The organism is Costertonia aggregata (assembly GCF_013402795.1).
GTDB lineage: Bacteria > Bacteroidota > Bacteroidia > Flavobacteriales > Flavobacteriaceae > Costertonia > Costertonia aggregata.
Window position 1 is genome coordinate 2,749,283 of the sequence record NZ_CP058595.1, and the last position, 19,360, is coordinate 2,768,642.

Genomic DNA, 19,360 nt, shown 5'->3' on the forward strand with positions numbered 1-19,360 from the left:
TTGATTGATTCTCTTGTTTAATTAATTCGTTTGGTTTGGTTTTTGATGTTGTTCTCATCTAACATAATAAACCAAACGTAGCATGAAACGACTGATTTTACTCTTTGTATTGTTCACAATTCCTTTTAGCTTGGCTGCTCAGAGAGATAAGCATGTTGAAGAAGGTCAATTCAAAATCAATCTAATTAACCCTGGCGTAGAATATGAGATGGGTATAGGCAAAAACCAAACTATTAATTTGGGACTGGGTTTGCAATTTGGTGCATCGGGCAGCGGAAGAAGAGAGTTCAACTACGCTTTCCTACCTGCCTTAAATGCGCAATACCGATATTATTACAATATGGATAGAAGGCTCGGCAAGGGTAAACGAATAGATGGTAATACCGGAAATTATTTGGCATTATCCGGCACTCTGTTTACGTCCGATGTTATTATAGGTAATATAGAATCGGGTTCTGGAACCGCTGGTTTTATGGGGCCAGTTTATGGCATTCAAAGAACATACCCCAAGGGATTTAATTATAGTATGGAATTTGGTCTTGGCCTTTATTTTGCCACCGATGAAAATTTTGAAGCGATTGATACTGGCTTTGGCCCCACGGTAAGCTTTAGTATTGGTTGGGTTATTGGAAAGAGGAAAAATAAGTAATTACAAACCAAACCTTCTCAAAATCAACAATATAAAAATAACATAAGATTGTGTTGCTACACAGAAAATAGCAGTATCTTTGCACGCTTAAATAGTTTAGGGCTATTAATACAAAGTCTATATGTCAACAACAAAGAACATTGCTATAATCGCACACGTAGATCACGGTAAAACTACTTTGGTCGATAAGATTATGTATCACTGTCAATTATTTCGTGACAACGAGAATACAGGCGATTTAATATTGGATAACAACGATTTAGAGCGTGAAAGGGGTATTACCATTACCTCCAAAAACGTTTCAGTAGTCTACAAGGATACAAAGATCAATATTATAGACACTCCCGGTCACGCCGATTTTGGCGGTGAGGTAGAGCGTGTGCTGAACATGGCAGATGGTGTTCTTTTGTTGGTAGATGCCTTTGAAGGTCCCATGCCACAAACACGTTTTGTATTGCAAAAGGCTATCGATTTGGGATTGAAACCCTGTGTTGTCATCAATAAGGTAGATAAGGAAAACTGTACTCCAGAAGAAGTTCATGAAAAGGTATTTGACCTCATGTTCGAGTTGGGAGCCGAAGAATGGCAATTGGATTTCCCCACCGTTTACGGTTCTGCAAAGAACAATTGGATGAGTGATGACTGGAGGAACGAAACCGATTCCATTGAGCCTTTGTTGGATATGGTCGTTGAACATATCCCAACGTTTAAGCCAACCGAAGGTAACACCCAAATGTTGATCACTTCTTTGGATTTCTCCTCTTTTACAGGTAGAATAGCGATTGGAAGATTACAACGGGGTACATTAAAAGAAAACCAACAGATTTCTTTGGTAAAGAGAGACGGTAGTATCGCAAAATCAAAAATCAAGGAACTTTTTGTCTTTGAAGGCCTAGGTCGTAAAAAGGTACAAGAAGTTGCTACGGGCGATATATGTGCCTTGGTCGGTGTAGAAGGTTTCGAAATCGGTGATACGGTCGCCGATCTAGAAAATCCCGAAGGTTTAAAAACAATAGCTATCGATGAACCCACGATGAGTATGTTGTTTACCATCAACGATAGCCCGTTCTTTGGTCAGGACGGTAAATTTGTGACTTCCCGGCACATTAAAGAACGTTTGGAGCGCGAACTGGAAAAAAACCTGGCATTACGGGTTAACGAGACCGATAGTGCCGATAAATTCTTGGTCTTTGGCCGTGGGGTATTGCACCTTTCTGTTTTGATAGAGACCATGCGTCGTGAAGGATACGAATTACAGATAGGTCAACCACAGGTAATCATCAAAGAAATTGATGGTGTAAAATGTGAACCCATAGAGCATTTAACGATTGATCTTCCTGAAGAGGTTTCTGGCAAGGCCGTAGAAATGGTCTCTATCCGTAAAGGGGAAATGACCAGTATGGAAGCCAAAGGGGAGCGTATGGTATGCGAGTTCCAAATACCTTCAAGGGGTATCATAGGGTTGAGAAACCAATTATTGACCGCCACGGCGGGCGAAGCCATTATGGCGCACCGCTTTTTGGAATATCAACCCATGAAAGGGGAAATACCACAACGTCAGAACGGTTCTTTGGTTTCTATGGAGAAAGGAAAAGCAATTCCGTATTCAATTGATAAATTACAGGATCGCGGCAAGTTTTTTGTTGATCCGGGAGAGGATATTTATGAAGGTCAGGTCATTGGGGAGAATTCACGTGGCGATGATATGACGATAAATATTACCAAAACCAAAAAACTTTCCAACGTGCGTTCCGCAGGTGCAGATGATAAGGCAAAGATTGTTCCTGCTATAAAATTCTCATTAGAAGAGGCTTTGGAATATATCCAAAAAGATGAGTACGTAGAGGTAACCCCAAAGCACTTGCGACTTCGTAAAATATATTTGACCGAGGTTGATAGAAAAAGAAATAGAATAGTTTAATAACCCTTTGAATATTCCGATACTTCAGGTAATTCACTATACCTAGTTAAACAATGGAATTTCCATTGAATTGTGGTTGATATCCTAAAAAAGAAGAGCTGGAAACATATGTTTCCGGCTCTTCTTTTTCCTTACATTTTTTAAATTAATCCCTTGGCGCTTGGTGCAAAGCAGCCGCAGCAGCACCAACAATACCGGCGGAGTTCCTTAGCTCAGCAGGTACAACGGTCGTTTCTATGGTAATGTAGTCCTTATATTCATCAAAGTCTTTTGAAGCTCCGCCACCTAGAATAATCAAGTCAGGCGCAATGATCAATTCAACATACTTGAGGAATGTATTAAAACGTTTGCCCCATTTTTTATAAGTAAGGCCTTCGCGTTGCTTGGCGGAATCTGCGGCCCACAGCTCGATTTTTTTATGTTTTTTGTAGGGAATTTGTCCCAATTCAAAATTGGGAATGAGTTCGCCATCCAAAAACGCCCCGCTTCCTAGTCCGGTGCCAATGGTTATCATAACGACCAAGCCTTGCTTTCCCTTGCCGATACCATAATTCATGGTAGCATATCCCGCAGCATCGGCATCATTGATGACTGTTACGGGTAAACCGGTATATTCGGCGAACAGTTCTTTTACGTTGAGACCCAACCATTTTTTATGAAGATTCCCTGGAGACTTGCATACGCCGTGTTTGATTATAGTGGGAAACCCTACGCCTACGGGGCCCTTATGTTCAAAATGCTTTACTATTTGGGCAACAACTTTTGCCATGTCTTTTGGTTTTCTGCCTTCCGGGGTAGGTATTCTATGTCTTTTGGTCAACATTTCGCCTGTAAGTGAATTTACCAGTGCGCCTTTAATTCCCGATCCGCCGATATCAATACCCAATACTTCCATTAAAGTGGTTTATGTTTGCGGTTGCCAAAGTAAGAAAAACTTTAAGGATAAGAAAGATTGATTATTTCAGAAGCCCTTTTTCTTTCAGAAAATCAAATATCAAGACATCAACTGCTGAAATCTTGTCAATATCTGAATAGTCGAGCCATCGCAATTCTTCAATTTCTGAGGCAGGTTTTAATTCACCGTAATATTTGCCGGTGTAGCAGGTCATACGAACCAATATTCCATTTTTGTGACCATCGGCCTGGGCTTCAAAAATTCCAACGAACTGCAATGAATCTATATCCAGATCTACTGTGAGCTCTTCTTTGATTTCCCGTAGCAGGGCTTGTGCATCTACCTCATCTTTTTCACGCTTGCCACCGGGAATATAGTACTTTTCCTTGCCCATGCTCCTTGTACCCAGAATTTTACCGTCTTTAAGGTGTATCCAAGCCAGTTTGTCAATAATCTCATCTGTAGGTTCAATGTAATAATCAATTGAATTTAGGGAATGGTTGGGGTCTATAACATCCAATATTTTGTCTATTGCTTTGCCAAAACCGGTCAATGTTCCAAGTACTTTATTTCTGCCCAAAGCACTGGAAATCGTCTCGTCCCTATTTCCGAATTTGTACCCTCCTTTTTTTATCCATAGTACGTTCAGTAAATGCATCATCATTACGTTGCCCAATTGATCTATTGAAATGGCGACCTTTAAAAGATACTCGCCTAGACCCCTAAATCCTTTGGTAAAAAGGGAATGTAAGATTCCGTAAACAAAACCCAACGGCCCTGTACCTACTAAAAGTATTATTGATATCAAAAAAAGTAATATACCTATGAAAGGGTTTACCTTTTTATCGGCCTGATATACTTGTTTTTTAAGAATCATGTCATAAATTTAATGGGGCACTTAAAGTTAGCACAATTATCTTTTATGTGTTCGGGACTGTTTGAGTTTTTTTAGGTTAGATTTCCATATATTTATCTAGTGTAAACGTATCCCCAAACGATTTTGATGAAAACATTTTTTAAAATATTCTCTGCATTTTTTGCCTTTTTTTTTCTTTGGGCGGCATACGTGCAGTACAATGATCCGGACCCTTATGTATGGATGGCCTTGTATATCTTTGCAGCAGTAATTTCCATATTGTTCTTTTTGGACAAACTTTCGTACAAACTGGCTTTGGTTATGGCCGTTGGTTATTTGGTCGGGGCATTTTTGAATTGGCCCGATGTTTTTCAAGGCATAACCATTGGCGAAGGGGAAATAGAGAATATCGAAAAGGGTAGGGAATCTTTGGGACTGCTTTTTTGTTCGGTAATTCTTTTCGTGTATGCCTTACGTCTGCGCTTTACTAGAAAATAGGTTATACCGCTTTTTGTACCACCTCAAATACTTTGCTGCCATCGCATTTTAAGGTTTTTGAGGGGTATTTGAGAATAAGGGCGTAGTCGTGCGTGGCCATTAATATGGTTCTACCGGTCTTGTTGATTTCTTGTAGCACTTTCATGACCTCTACACTGGTTTGGGGATCTAGGTTCCCTGTTGGTTCGTCCGCAAGTATAAGCTCGGGGTCGTTCAATAGCGCACGTGCAATGGCGATACGTTGCTGCTCCCCGCCAGAAAGTTCATGGGGAAATTTAAACCCTTTGGTTTTCATATCAACTTTATGCAGTACCTCTTCTATTTTAGCATCCATTTTAGGTTGATCTATCCAACCTGTAGCCTTTAAAACAAAGCGTAGATTGTTATTGATGGTCCTATCGGGCAGCAATTTAAAATCTTGAAAAACAATGCCCAATTTTCGGCGCAAAAAGGGAATATCTTTTTCTTGTAAGGTCTTCAAATTAAAATCCACGATACTGCCTTGGCCTTGCTTTAAGGGAAGATCACCGTAAAGCGTTTTCATAAAACTGCTTTTACCACTTCCGGTTTTACCGATAAGGTATACGAATTCCCCTTTTTTGATTTCAAGGCTAATGTCATTCAATATCATATTTTCCTTTTGGAAAACGGCTACATCGGTCAACTTTAGAATGCTCTCTGCCATAGATTTGCTTGTTCGTATAAAAGTAATAAGTTCTGTCAGATATAAAGTGGCCAGCCATAAAAATTTTTATCTTTCCTGTTGAACATACTTAGGAATGATATTTGACGTTATCTAAGTAATACCGGTAATTCAAAAATAGTCAGAGAACGCTATGCTTAAACAGATCACCGCTTTTCTTCCCATTTTCATGGGATTTTTTTGGATGGCTAATGCTCAGGAATCCAAAATTTACACACACGAAGATGTTGCCTATTTAGAAGCTTTGGAGCTGTACAACAACAAGCAGTACCAAGCCGCCCAACGTATATTTGAAACGGTCAAGGCTAATACGTCGGATGTTGAGACCCAGGCCAACAGCACATATTATGTTGCCAACGCCGCTATACGGTTAAACCAGATAGGGGCCGATAAATTAATGGAGGATTTTGTGGAGCGTTACCCGACCTCGACCAAAAGAAACTCAGCTTTTTCCGATGTTGCCGATTATTATTTCGAAACCGGAAAATACCCATATGCCTTAAAATGGTACGATAAAGTGGATCAAAGTGCGATGTCCCGAAAAGAAAAGGAACGTTTCAACTTTAATTATGGGTATGCCTTGTTTTCATCAAAAAAAACAAAAGAAGCCGAACGTTACTTGAGCAAGGTCGCCAATTCACCCACATATGGTTCGCAAGCTAAATATTATTTGGGTTATATTTCATACCAACAGGACGATTATGATGGGGCCAACGAACGATTTGACCAAATTACCGATCAAGAATTGTTGGACGAAAAGCTTTCCTATTACCAAGCCGACATGAATTTTAAGCTGGGTAATTTTGAGGAATCCATTGCTTTGGCAAAAAAACAATTGCCAAAATCGGATAGAAAAGAAGTTTCCGAGCTGAACAAAATCATAGGGGAGAGTTATTTTAACCTAAAACAGTATGAAAATGCAGTTCCCTATTTAAAAGAATACAAGGGTAAGCGTGGCAAATGGAGCAACACCGACTACTATCTTTTAGGATATTCCTATTACAAGCAGGGCGATTATGAAAATGCCATTCAACAATTCAATAAAATTATAGGCGGTACCAACAGTGTTTCGCAAAACGCTTATTATCATTTGGCGGAGTGTTATTTAAACGTAGATAAAAAGCAAGAAGCTTTGAACGCTTTCAAAAACGCCGCCCAAATGGATTTTTCTTCCGAAATCCAAAAAGATGCATACTTGAACTACGCACGGTTAAGCTACGAAATAGGCAATGCATATGAATCGGTTCCTCAAGTAATTTCAAGTTATTTGGAGAAATATCCCAATGATGCCAATTCGGGGGAGATGCAAGAGCTTTTGGTAGATTCTTACATAACATCCAAAAACTTCAAGGGTGCGATGGAACTGTTGGAGGACAATAAAAATTATGCCAGCAAGGCCACCTATCAAAAAGTTGCCTTTTATAGAGGGGTAGAGCTGTTTATGGATGCCGATCACGCAAGTGCATTGGAGAATTTCACCAAATCCTTGGATAGTGCCGAAGATGCGATTTTTACCGCAAGGGCCCAATATTGGAAAGGAGAATCCGAATATGTATTGAATAGGTTTGATGATGCTTTAAGCAGCTTTTCCAAATTCAAAACGGCCCCTTCTGCAAAATCAGTCCCTGAGTATGCTAATCTGGACTATAATTTGGCGTACACCTATTTTAAGTTGAAAAATTATGGACAAGCAATCGATTATTTTCAAAAGTATACGGCTTCAAACAATGCCGAAAGCGAAAAACGAAATGACGCCTATTTGCGTTTGGGCGATAGTTATTTTGTGACCAGCACATATTGGCCCGCCATAGAATCCTACAACAAGGTTTTGGCGAGTAATAGCCCCGAAAAAGATTATGCGGCCTTTCAAAAAGCATTGAGCTACGGGTTTGTAGATAGGGTTGCGGACAAAATTAAAGGGCTCGATAATCTCGTCTCCCAATTTTCAAATTCAAGTCTACGCGACGATGCCCTTTTTGAATTGGGCAACTCATATGTAAAAACAAATAAAGAAAAAGAAGGCCTACAAGCTTATGATCAGTTGATACGTGACTTTAAAAAAAGTAGCTTGGTGCCCCAGGCCATGCTACGCCAAGGGCTAATACATTACAACGCTAACCGAAACGAGCAAGCTTTGACCAAATTCAAGACCGTAGCCAAGGATTATCCCGGTACACAAGAAGCCGTACAGGCCGTAACTACTGCAAAACTGATTTATGTTGATCTAGGGCGCGTAAACGAATATGCCGCATGGGTAGAAAACCTTGATTTTATTGAGGTTACCGATACAGAACTGGATAATGCTACTTTTGAATCGGCCGAAAAACAACTTCTAGAAGGTAAGGACGATGCAGCACTCAGGGGATTACGTGAATATGTTGACCAATTTCCGAACGGACTGCATAGTCTGAGGGCGAACTTTAATTTGGCACAACTCTATTTCAAAAAAGGTGACACGAACAATGCCTTGACCCATTATAAAAATGTGACCGATAAGGGAGTGAACGAATATACGGAACAATCCTTGGCACGCATATCCGAAATCTATATCGCAAAGGATCAATATTCTGATGCTATCCCGTTTTTGGAACGATTGGAAACTTCGGCACAGATTCAGCAGAATATAACATTTTCCCAATCTAACCTTATGAAGGGATATTATGAACAAAAAGATTATGAACAGACCATAACTTACGCCAACAAAGTTTTGGCCACTGCAAAAATAGATGATCGTATCAAGAGCGATGCCCACGTGATGATTGCACGCTCGGCTATCCAGACCAATGATGAAGCAAAGGCAGAAGAGGCTTACAAAGAGGTCAAAAAAATAGCAACTGGCAAGTTGGCGGCCGAAGCTTGGTATTATGATGCTTATTTTAAACATAAGGCTCGGGATTTTGAAGCTTCAAACATCGCCGTACAAAAATTGGCCAAAGATTTTTCGGCCTACAAGGAATGGGGCGGAAAAGGTCTAATACTCATGGCAAAAAACTTCTATGCCCTGGATGATGCCTATCAGGCTACCTATATTTTGGATAATGTGATTACCAATTTTGAACAGTTTCCCGAAATTGTTGCCCAGGCTAGAGGCGAGCTTTCCATTATCAAGGCAAAAGAAGCAAAGCGCAATTCATCCGTTGACCCCGACGATAATTAAATTTCCAGTAAAAGTGAGGTATATGTATAAGCATATTAAAATACTGTCGTTTATATTTTTGAGTACTATCCAGATAGCAATGGCCCAAGAAAAGGATAGTATTGGCACAGAAACGGTTACGGTGGTAAAATCCTATAGACCTACCATTTCGGATGCGTTTAAAATTAAGTCTGTCCCCAATTTGAATGATTCTATCGTTCTGAAAAAAAAAGAAATTAAGTATACTATATTTTCGGTCCCGGTAGCATCAACGTTTACCCCCGCTAAGGGAAAAGCGGCCAAAGTAGAAAAAACACCACCGCCTAAATTGTTCAACTCCTATGCTTCGGTAGGTTTGGGTAATTTCAACAATGCATTGGTCGATTTTTATACAAGCAGAGGATTCAACAGGGGCGAAGATCGGTTGGATATCGGTTTGAACCATTTCTCTTCAAGGGGGGACATAGACAATACGGTTCTGGATACCGATTTTTACAATACAAAGTTAGATGTTGGCTACGCCAAACGGGATAGGGATTTTAATTGGGGAACCAATATTGGCCTACAACATCAGTTGTACAATTGGTACGGTACGCCCGACGATACTTTTGATTTTCCACCAAATGTATTCGTGGAAATAGACCGAAAGAATTTTCGTCAAAACTATTTCAATGCCGAATTGGGAGGGTATATCAACCTAGAAGATTCGTTCTTTAAAACTGGTAAAGTGTTGGTAAGAAGGTTTTGGGATGCGACAACTTCCGCAGAAAACAGGTTGGTTTTGGAACCCACCTTTGAACTGCCCATTACCGAAGAACTTTTGACCATCAAGACCAAGTTTGATTATGTTGGGGGCAACTTTGAGAATGCCAACCTCAATAACGAGGAAAATACTCCAGAAGTTGATTATGCCCATATGCAAATCGGGGTCAACCCAAGTATTGTGATATTACGGGACGACCTCACGCTTAATTTGGGTGCAAATATCGTATATGGCCTTGATACCGAGAATAGTGACAGTAATTTCTATATATATCCTACGGTTACGGCTTCATATCGATTGTTGGATGAGGTCGCCATAGTATATGGTGGTATCGAGGGGCAATTGAGACAAAACTCATACCATGGTTTTGTTGATGAGAACCCATTTGTGTCGCCGACCCTTTTGATAGGTCCTACCGATCAGCAGTACGATGGTTATATAGGTTTAAAAGGGCAATTGCTCTCTAATGTTAGCTATAACCTAAAAGGCTCATATATGGCTGAGAACAGGAGGCCGTTGTTCAAATTAAATCCGGTAAATCTGTTCAGGAATGATGAGAAGGGGTATACTTTAGGCAATTCTTTCGAAGTTTTTTACGATGATATAAAAACCTTGGGCCTATTTGGCGAAATAAATGTAGATGTAAACCGTAATTTTTCATTGGGCCTCAATGCAGAAGTGTATGATTACAACACCGAAACCGGTCAACCCGCTTGGAATTTGCCCAACCTAAAAGGGTCTTTGACGATGGACTACCAAATAGGGGAAAAGTGGTTTATGGGGGCCAATCTTTTCTACGTGGGCGAACGGGACGATATACGCTCAGAAGTAATACAAAACGCCCTGCCTTCACAATTTCCCAGTGAAACGATAAACCTTGATGCATTTTTTGATGCCAATGCACATTTGGGCTATCGGTTTAACGAGCAACTTTCCATTTTTGCAAAGGCTTCCAACATAGCCAATAATGATTACCAACGTTGGGCCAATTTTAGGGTGCAAAGTTTTCAGGTATTGGCAGGGGCTACCTATAAGTTCGATTTTTAAGGTCCATCGGATTTAAACTTATAAATTCAACCGTATAGCGAAGCCTTTATCACTTTTTTCCTTTTAATCCTTATTTTAGGAGTGATTAATCATTACCAAAAGCCCCTTGTCCACTTTTGCAAACAGATTGATTTTTTTCTATATCCTTTTTTTGGGTCATGCGGTCATGGGGCAAAACCTTGTTGTAAACCCAAGTTTTGAAGACCATAAAAGTTGTCCAAAATTTCTAAGTAATTTTAGTAGTGATATAAAAGATTGGTCAACACCTAGCAGGGGAACAACAGACTATTTTCACAGTTGTAGTGAAAATATGGGAATGCCCAATAATTTTAACGGGTTTCAAAAGACAAAGTTTGGGGAAGCCTATGCGGGTTTGTACCTGTACGCCCCAAACGACTACCGGGAATACATTCAAGCCAAGCTAACCAAAACGTTGACCAAAGGGGTTTTGTACAGGGTTTCTTTTCAAATAAGCCTGGCGGAAGCATCCGATTATGCACTCAAGGACATTTTTGTTTTATTTAGTGACCATATCTTGAAAATAGCAACGGATAAGACCTTGTCCAAATCTATTTTAGCGCGATTAAGGGATGTGAAAACCTATTTGGTTCCCATAGCTGCGGATAAGTATTACGGGGATTCTAAAAAATGGACTTTGGTCTCGTTTGAATACAAGGCAAAAGGAACCGAACGATATATGTCTATCGGAAATTTCAAAAGCAACTCCCGAACTCGAAAAGTCAAGCCCAAAAATATTGGCCCAAGACCTAAAAGAAAGCAAAAAGGTTTGGTTTCTTATTATTATTTGGATATGGTTTCAATAGAAAAGGTTGCCCACGAAACCGAATTGGTTTCCTACGAGTTGGATAAGCCCCATATTTTCAAAAACGTGCTATTTGATTTTGATGCCTACACACTTTCGGATGTTTCAAAGAAAGAGATAAAACGTGTTTATGAGTACTTAAAAAACAATACGCAATTTCAGATTTGTATTTCTGGTCATACAGATGATCAAGGGACTATTTTTTATAATGCCAGTTTGGCTAGAAAAAGGGCAAAAATAGTATCCGATTACTTAATGGAATTGGGGCTGCCCCGAACTCGTATCACATGGCAGGGCAAAGGAGGGGCTTTTCCCATTGCTGACAATACAAGTGAGGCGGGCCGTAAACAAAATAGACGGGTTGAATTTGTGATTTCCCAAAAAGTTGAGCCCGAGCTGAACAAATAACTTTTCTTTTTAAAATCTTTATTTTTGGTGAAATAACCAAGGCAAAGAAAAATGAGAAAATTATTTTTACTGGCAATTTTGGCCATGTTATCTTCCTGTGAAGCCCCAAAAGAAAAAGTGGACCGTATTGTAGTCAATGCGAATATATATACTGTTGATTCCAATTTCTCCAGTATGGAATCTTTTGCCGTACAGGACGGAAAGTTTGTTGCTGTGGGTACATCGGAAGAAATCCAAAAAAAATATACCTCCGAACAAATCATTGATGCCGATGGTCGCACCATAGTTCCAGGTTTAATCGATGCCCATTGCCACTTTTTTGGATTGGGGATGAATCAACAAGTAGTAGATTTGGTGGGCACCAAAAGTTATGAAGAGGTCCTGGAGCGGGTAAAAACATTTCAAGAAACGAACAATAGGGATTTCATACAAGGTAGGGGATGGGACCAGAACGATTGGGATATTAAGCAGTTTCCCACAAAAAAGAAGTTGGACGAACTTTTTCCCGATACTCCGGTTGCGCTGGAGCGTGTAGACGGGCATGCTTATTTGGTTAACCAAAAAGCCTTGGACGTGGCACAAATTGATAAAAACACCCGAATACAAGGTGGGGAAATCGTTAAGGAACAAGGAATGATTACTGGAGTTCTCGTAGATGCCCCCATGGTAATGATAGATGCGATAATACCGGAGCCTTCCAAAAAAGTACAGATCCAAGCGTTAAAAGATGCGCAACGCATATGTTTTGACAATGGTCTGACTACCGTTAACGATGCTGGGCTCCACAGGAGTACCATAGAACTTATTGATAGTTTGCAGCAAGCTGGGGAGCTTTCCATTCGTGTATATGCCATGGTTAGCAATACCAAAGAAAACTTGGACTATTATTTGAACAAGGGCATAATCAAGACCGATAAGTTGAACGTGCGTTCGGTAAAGGTATATGGTGACGGGGCTTTAGGTTCCAGGGGCGCGGCACTCAGAAAAGATTATTCAGACAAACCAGGTCATTTTGGAGCAATGGTGACACCGGTAAGTAAAATAGATTCTTTAGCACAGCGCATTGCGCGATCAGATTATCAAATGAACACACATGCCATAGGCGATTCTGCCAACATAGTTGTGCTTAGGGCCTACAAAAAGGCCTTGGAAGGTAAACAAGATAGGCGTTGGAAAGTAGAACACGCCCAGGTTATCTCCGAACAGGATTTCGGTTATTTTGAAAACGGTATAATCCCATCCGTTCAACCTACACATGCCACGAGCGATATGTATTGGGCAGAGGATAGACTGGGTGAGGAAAGAATCAAAGGTGCCTATGCGTTCAAAGAGTTGTTGAACAAAGCGGGTAAAGTTGCTTTGGGGACCGATTTTCCCGTGGAGCAGGTGAGTCCGTTCCTTACTTTTTACGCATCGGTAGCAAGGAAAGATTTGGAAAACTATCCAGACGGTGGCTTTCAAATGAAAGATGCTTTGTCTCGGGAAGAAACCTTAAAAGGGATGACCATTTGGGCGGCTTATTCCAATTTTGAAGAAAATGAAAAGGGAAGTATCGAAGTGGGGAAAATGGCCGATTTTGTCATTTTGAGCGATGATATCATGGTAGTTCCGGAAAATGAAATCCCTAATTTAAAAGCCGAACAGGTTTATATTGGTGGTAAAATAGCGGAGTAAGAATAAAAAATTTCCCAAATAAAAAAGCCGGGGCATAGGCCCCGGCTTTTTTATAAAATCGCTGGTGCTCTTACATCGTAATCGGTACGGCAACACGTGTAGTTCCCCAACCCATGACCATATGTACGCCATCTTCCACTTCTTTAAAAGCGATTGAAAAGGCTTCAAGAGATTTGCTATCTGTACTTGCACCGGCTTTTACTCTTGCCACATCATTGGCTTCCTTGTAAAAATACGAACCCCATTCGTTCAATTTGTTGTGCAGGATAACGGTCCATTCCTTCTCTCCGGGAATCGTTAATAAGGCATAAGTGCCTGCTTTGACATCCTCGCCGCCAAAGTTTACATCTTGGTAAAACGTAATTTCCGGGGCTTCGTTCGCACCCGTTCTCCATACTTCCCCTTCTTTAGCCAAACTAGATACGGTACGGCCTTTTAATTGTGGCCTTCCGTATATGATACGAACTTTTTTGTCTGATTCTTTGTAACTAGAAGGGTAACTGGCGGCATCCATTGGACTTTTGTCCAAATCGCTAAAATCCTGAGCGGAGACCCCTGTAGTGAAAGTCAATGCTAAAATAAATGTGCTAATGGTAAGTAATTTTTTCATGATAGTTTAATGTTTTTTGTGTTGTTAAATCTAAGGAGTATTGTAAATAATAATAGCCAAAGAGTCGTTAATTTTTAACATACTTACAAATAGCATGGTTTTTATGCCTTGCAGACTATAATTAGTATCAATTTTTATTCGCTTATTGTAAAAAAAGATAATATCGAAACCATTTATGCTATAATTGTTTTATAACTGAAAGATTTAATTCATTTTTGATTATTAATTGATGTAAATAGAAGACTATGTGTGGAATTGTTTGTGCATTCGATATCAAGGAAAGCACCGAAAAGTTAAGGCCCCAGTTATTGGAAATGTCCAAAAAAGTAAGGCATAGAGGACCGGATTGGAGTGGTATATATGCGGGTGAGAAAGCTATTTTAGCCCATGAAAGGTTGGCCATAGTTGATCCGGCATCCGGAAAGCAACCCTTGTTCAGTCCAGATGGTAAAATAGTATTGGCGGCCAACGGCGAAATATACAATCATCGTGAGTTACGTAAACAGTTTGAAGGAAAGTACGATTTTCAAACCGAATCGGATTGTGAGGTGATTTTGGCCTTGTACCAAGAAAAAGGTGCGGACTTTTTGGACGAATTGAACGGAATATTTGGTTTTGCGATTTATGATTCCAAAAAGGATGAATATTTCGTAGCCCGTGACCACATGGGGATAATCCCTTTGTATATGGGATGGGATGACAAAGGTACTTTTTATGTGGCTTCAGAATTAAAGGCCTTGGAAGGCACTTGTGTTAAAGTTGAACTGTTTCCTCCTGGGCATTATTTGAAAAGCTCGGAAGAGGAAGTTCAAAGATGGTATTCCCGGGATTGGATGGAGTATGATGCCGTAAAAGAGAACGAGACCAGTATTGAGAAAATAAAGGAAGCTTTGGAAGCTGCCGTACACAGGCAGTTGATGTCCGACGTTCCCTATGGGGTTTTACTTTCAGGCGGTTTGGATTCATCGGTAACCTCTGCCATAGCAAAAAAGTATGCCCAAAAACGTATAGAATCCGATGACACGACCGATGCTTGGTGGCCGCAGCTGCATTCCTTCTCGGTAGGTTTGGAAGGTTCTCCGGATTTGGCAGCCGCCCAAAAGGTAGCGGACCATATCGGTACGGTACATCACGAAATCAAGTTTACCATACAAGAAGGTTTGGATGCCATTCGAGACGTTATCTACAACCTCGAAACCTATGATATAACCACTATCAGAGCTTCTACGCCCATGTACCTTATGGCTCGGGTAATTAAATCAATGGGAATTAAGATGGTTTTATCCGGTGAGGGTGCCGATGAGCTTTTTGGAGGCTATTTGTATTTTCATAAGGCACCTAGCCCAAAGGATTTTCATGAAGAAACGGTTCGCAAACTGGATAAGTTGCACATGTACGACTGTCTTAGGGCCAATAAATCTCTGGCAGCTTGGGGCATAGAGGGGCGGGTTCCTTTTTTGGATAAAGAGTTTATGGATGTCGCAATGCGTATAAATCCCAAAGATAAAATGATAAACGGTGAACGTATGGAAAAATGGGTAGTTCGCAAAGCTTTTGAAGATATGCTGCCCGAAAGTGTGGCATGGAGGCAAAAAGAACAGTTCTCGGATGGTGTAGGGTATAGTTGGATAGATACTTTAAAGGAATTGGTAGATAAGGAGGTTTCTGGGGAACAGTTGAAAAATGCCAATTTCCGTTTTCCCATACAAACACCCACATCCAAAGAAGAATACTATTATCGCTCTATTTTTGAAGAACATTTTCCAAGCGATACCGCTGCCTTGAGCGTTCCGCAGGAACCTTCTGTGGCCTGCAGCACAAAAATCGCCTTGGAGTGGGACGAAGCGTTCAAAAACATGAACGACCCATCGGGTAGAGCGGTCGCCAATGTGCATACAGATGCCTACGATAAGTAGATTTCGGCTTTTGATAAACCGAATTCTGCCTAATAACGGTTTTCATTTTGAACAGGAAATAAGAAGCACCTTACATTTGGTGCTTCTTCATTTTATAACGATGCTTTTCTTCATTTTTACCATGGTATTCACCAGAGTAATTTTCCACAATTTTTGTTGATAACTTAGCTGTTAAGGAATTGTCAAAAACCTATATTTCATGGGGTATTGCGTATATTTGTAAGATTGCAAAATTTGAAGTAACAACAACCTTAAATCTATGAGCGAAGAAGCAAATAATAAAGATCAAAACAAGAAGCCCGAAGAGCATTTGATAGGGGATAACAAAAGAGCATATTCAGCAGATAGTATCCAAGCTTTGGAGGGTATGGAGCATGTTAGAATGCGACCCTCCATGTACATAGGTGATGTTGGGGTACGCGGTTTGCACCATTTGGTCTATGAAGTGGTAGATAACTCTATTGATGAGGCCATGGGCGGCCACTGTGATACCATAAGTGTTACGATTAATGAGGATAACTCTATCACCACTAAAGATAACGGTAGGGGCATACCTGTTGATTTGCATAAAAAAGAGGGTGTCTCGGCCCTAGAAGTAGTCATGACCAAAATCGGTGCCGGTGGTAAGTTTGACAAGGACTCCTACAAGGTTTCAGGTGGACTTCATGGTGTTGGGGTTTCCTGTGTGAATGCACTATCAAATCACCTACGCGCAACAGTACATCGGGACGGTAAAATTTGGGAACAGGAATATGAAAGGGGAAAGGCCCTATATCCGGTAAAGCAAATAGGTGAGACCAAAGAAAGGGGTACCATCGTAACCTTTCATCCGGATGAAACGATTTTTACCCAAACCATAGAGTTCAGTTACGAAACTTTATCCAATAGAATGCGTGAGCTTTCTTTTTTGAACAAGGGGATTACCATTACTATTACCGATAAACGCCAAAAAGATAAGGATAGCGAGTCCGGTTTTGTTTCGGAGACTTTTCATTCTACCGAAGGTTTAAAAGAATTTGTTCGGTTTTTGGACGGAACACGGGAGTCTTTGATACAGAGTGTCATTTCAATGGAAGGAGAGAAAAACGATATTCCGGTCGAGGTTGCCATGATATACAATACCAGTTATACCGAGAACCTTCATTCTTATGTGAACAATATCAATACACATGAAGGCGGCACACATTTATCAGGTTTTAGAAGGGGACTTACCTCTACCTTAAAGAAATATGCCGATGCTTCGGGAATGCTCGATAAACTAAAGTTCGAAGTTCAAGGGGACGATTTTAGGGAAGGTCTTACGGCCATTGTATCCGTAAAAGTGGCTGAACCCCAATTTGAAGGACAGACCAAGACAAAGTTGGGCAATAGGGAGGTTTCCTCGGCAGTAAGTCAAGCTGTTTCTGAAATGTTGACCAACTATTTGGAAGAAAACCCCGATGATGCCAAAGTAATCGTACAAAAAGTGATTCTTGCGGCACAAGCTAGGCACGCAGCTACCAAGGCCCGTGAGATGGTGCAGCGTAAAACGGTAATGAGTATTGGTGGTTTACCGGGAAAACTATCGGATTGTTCCGAACAAGATCCCGCACTTTGTGAGGTGTTTTTGGTTGAGGGAGATTCGGCAGGTGGTACCGCCAAACAAGGTAGGGATAGGAATTTTCAAGCCATACTACCGTTACGGGGTAAGATATTGAATGTTGAAAAGGCCATGCAACATAGGGTTTTTGAGAATGAGGAAATCAAGAATATTTATACCGCACTTGGCGTTACGATAGGAACGGAAGAGGATAGCAAAGCCCTCAACCTGGAAAAATTGCGTTACCACAAAGTGGTCATTATGTGTGATGCTGACGTGGATGGTAGCCATATCGAGACTTTGATACTCACGTTCTTTTTCCGTTATATGCGGGAACTCATAGATGGCGGTCACGTGTACATAGCTACGCCACCTTTGTATTTGGTTAAAAAAGGACAAAAGAAAAGATATGCGTGGAGCGATAAGGAGCGTGATGAAATTGCCGAAAGTTTTAACGGTAGTGTAGGTATACAACGTTACAAAGGTCTTGGTGAGATGAACGCCGAGCAATTATGGGATACGACCATGAATCCCGAATACAGGACTTTAAGGCAGATAACCATTGATAACGCTACGGAATCAGATCGTATTTTTTCTATGTTGATGGGCGATGAAGTACCACCAAGGAGGGAATTTATAGAGAAGAATGCCGTATATGCCAATATAGACGTTTAAATAACCTTGGTTTTACAACAAAAACTCGCACTATTGATGCGAGTTTTTTAGTTTTGGGAAATATAGAAATCAGATGTAACGCACAATAACTTCGACGTATCGTAGTTATGGGTACACAATCTAAACTTTTTTAAAAGGTTTCAAAATTTTCAAAACATGAAAAAAATACTTTTTTTGATGGCAACGGCGGTATCATCTTTAGGAATTGCCCAAGCCAACTTAGATGATTTATTCGCTGCGGGTATAGATGATGCCCAGCGCTTCACGAACGATTATTTGGCACCTGTTTCGGAATCTGTGGTTTACAGTATTTCAAATGGATGGTACAATAGTGCCAAGGCAAAGCCTTTGGGCGGATTTGAAATTTCGATAATCGGTAACATTACAGGGTTTAAGAATAAAGATGACAAAACGTCTTTTGTGCTCAACACGGCAGAATATGAAAATTTACAGTTTGTAGATGGTGAGACATCCAAATCGGTATCCACTGCTCTGGGAGATATTGAAGGTGTACGGGCTTTTGTTGAGGTTGAGGTTGCACCGGGAGTAACGGAAAGGCAAGAATTTGAACTACCTACCGGACTTTTGGCAGAAGGTTTGAATTTTATGCCCTCGGGATATTTACAGGGTAGTGTGGGCTTGATAAAAGGGTTGGAGGTCAAAGCACGTTTTTTGCCAAAAATTGATACTGACGATGTAAAAATAGGTCTGTTTGGTGCGGGGTTACAATATGACTTTACAAGTAGCCTTCCTGCGGACAAGCTTTTGCCTGTAGCGATTTCCGGTGTCATTGGCTATACATCACTAACAGGGGAATACGATTTTACGGATGCGGGACTTTTTGATGGAGACCGGCAAATCATCGACACAAAGTTTTCTTCATGGACTTTCAATGCCGTCGCATCAACCAGACTACCGGTGATAAATTTTTATGGTGGATTAGGATATGTTACGGGAAAATCGACTACGGATGTTTTAGGGGATTATACCGTAGGGGTAGGGCCACTTTCAACAACGGAAACCGACCCGTTTTCCATTTCAAGGAACGTTAGCGGGGTAACCGCTAATGTGGGTACCAAATTAAAACTTGGCTTTTTCAGGCTTAATGTGGATTACACACTTGCAGAATTCAATACGTTGACCGCGGGAATTAATTTTGGTTTTAGATAGGTCTTTAATTAAATTGACATAAAACAAAAAGAGCCCG

At 40.6% G+C, this 19,360-nt stretch carries 14 protein-coding genes; 10 read left to right on the top strand and 4 right to left on the bottom strand.

Translation table 11 applies throughout. From position 1 onward, the window contains the following. Positions 1-82 precede the first annotated feature (82 nt). The gene (locus tag HYG79_RS12670) at positions 83-649 is read left to right on the top strand and encodes a hypothetical protein (protein WP_179242446.1); all 567 of its coding nucleotides are present in this window, start codon (positions 83-85) and stop codon (positions 647-649) included. Between the two features lie 121 nt (positions 650-770). Then, a complete protein-coding gene (typA, locus tag HYG79_RS12675) occupies positions 771-2,570 on the top strand; it encodes a translational GTPase TypA (protein WP_179242447.1) in 1,800 nt (599 codons plus the stop codon). A gap of 145 nt (positions 2,571-2,715) precedes the next feature. Here the strand turns inward: typA and ppgK are convergent, their stop codons facing one another. Together ppgK and HYG79_RS18225 are read right to left on the bottom strand one after the other, a co-directional pair. Continuing rightward, positions 2,716-3,465 (bottom strand): polyphosphate--glucose phosphotransferase, encoded by a 750-nt coding sequence (gene ppgK / locus HYG79_RS12680; RefSeq protein ID WP_179242448.1) that lies wholly within the window; start codon positions 3,463-3,465, stop codon positions 2,716-2,718. A gap of 61 nt (positions 3,466-3,526) precedes the next feature. Beyond that, the gene (locus HYG79_RS18225) at positions 3,527-4,342 is read right to left on the bottom strand and encodes an NUDIX hydrolase (RefSeq protein WP_179242449.1); all 816 of its coding nucleotides are present in this window, start codon (positions 4,340-4,342) and stop codon (positions 3,527-3,529) included. Positions 4,343-4,468: 126 nt separating this feature from the next. Here HYG79_RS18225 and HYG79_RS12690 point away from each other — a divergent pair, with 126 nt between their 5' ends. Further along, positions 4,469-4,819 carry a transmembrane 220 family protein gene (locus HYG79_RS12690; RefSeq protein WP_179242450.1) on the top strand — a complete coding sequence of 117 codons (351 nt, stop codon included), beginning with the start codon at positions 4,469-4,471 and terminating at the stop codon, positions 4,817-4,819. 1 nt (position 4,820) lies between these two features. Here HYG79_RS12690 and HYG79_RS12695 read toward each other — a convergent pair whose 3' ends face one another. Then, positions 4,821-5,504 (bottom strand): cell division ATP-binding protein FtsE, encoded by a 684-nt coding sequence (locus tag HYG79_RS12695; protein ID WP_179242451.1) that lies wholly within the window; start codon positions 5,502-5,504, stop codon positions 4,821-4,823. A 151-nt stretch (positions 5,505-5,655) separates the two neighbouring features. Here HYG79_RS12695 and HYG79_RS12700 point away from each other — a divergent pair, with 151 nt between their 5' ends. From HYG79_RS12700 to HYG79_RS12715, 4 genes are all read left to right on the top strand, one after another. Beyond that, positions 5,656-8,679, top strand: a complete 3,024-nt coding sequence (locus tag HYG79_RS12700) for a tetratricopeptide repeat protein (RefSeq protein WP_179242452.1) — start codon at positions 5,656-5,658, stop codon at positions 8,677-8,679. A gap of 22 nt (positions 8,680-8,701) precedes the next feature. Then, positions 8,702-10,468, top strand: coding sequence for a TonB-dependent receptor (locus HYG79_RS12705; RefSeq protein ID WP_179242453.1), 1,767 nt, complete (start codon positions 8,702-8,704; stop codon positions 10,466-10,468). Positions 10,469-10,595: 127 nt separating this feature from the next. Next, positions 10,596-11,699 (top strand): OmpA family protein, encoded by a 1,104-nt coding sequence (locus tag HYG79_RS12710; RefSeq protein ID WP_228027869.1) that lies wholly within the window; start codon positions 10,596-10,598, stop codon positions 11,697-11,699. 51 nt (positions 11,700-11,750) lie between these two features. After that, positions 11,751-13,373 (top strand): amidohydrolase, encoded by a 1,623-nt coding sequence (locus HYG79_RS12715; protein WP_179242454.1) that lies wholly within the window; start codon positions 11,751-11,753, stop codon positions 13,371-13,373. Between the two features lie 70 nt (positions 13,374-13,443). Here the strand turns inward: HYG79_RS12715 and HYG79_RS12720 are convergent, their stop codons facing one another. Next, the gene (locus tag HYG79_RS12720; RefSeq protein WP_179242455.1) at positions 13,444-13,983 is read right to left on the bottom strand and encodes a DUF2911 domain-containing protein; all 540 of its coding nucleotides are present in this window, start codon (positions 13,981-13,983) and stop codon (positions 13,444-13,446) included. Between the two features lie 245 nt (positions 13,984-14,228). Between HYG79_RS12720 and asnB the strand changes: the two genes are divergently transcribed. The 3 genes from asnB (at position 14,229) to HYG79_RS12735 (ending at position 19,323) form a co-directional block, all read left to right on the top strand. Then, positions 14,229-15,899 (top strand): asparagine synthase B, encoded by a 1,671-nt coding sequence (gene asnB, locus HYG79_RS12725; RefSeq protein ID WP_179242456.1) that lies wholly within the window; start codon positions 14,229-14,231, stop codon positions 15,897-15,899. A gap of 259 nt (positions 15,900-16,158) precedes the next feature. Continuing rightward, positions 16,159-18,153: a DNA topoisomerase (ATP-hydrolyzing) subunit B gene (gyrB, locus tag HYG79_RS12730; protein ID WP_317168444.1), complete on the top strand. Its 1,995-nt coding sequence runs from the start codon at positions 16,159-16,161 to the stop codon at positions 18,151-18,153. 156 nt (positions 18,154-18,309) lie between these two features. Beyond that, a complete protein-coding gene (locus tag HYG79_RS12735; protein ID WP_179242457.1) occupies positions 18,310-19,323 on the top strand; it encodes a DUF6588 family protein in 1,014 nt (337 codons plus the stop codon). Positions 19,324-19,360 lie beyond the last annotated feature (37 nt).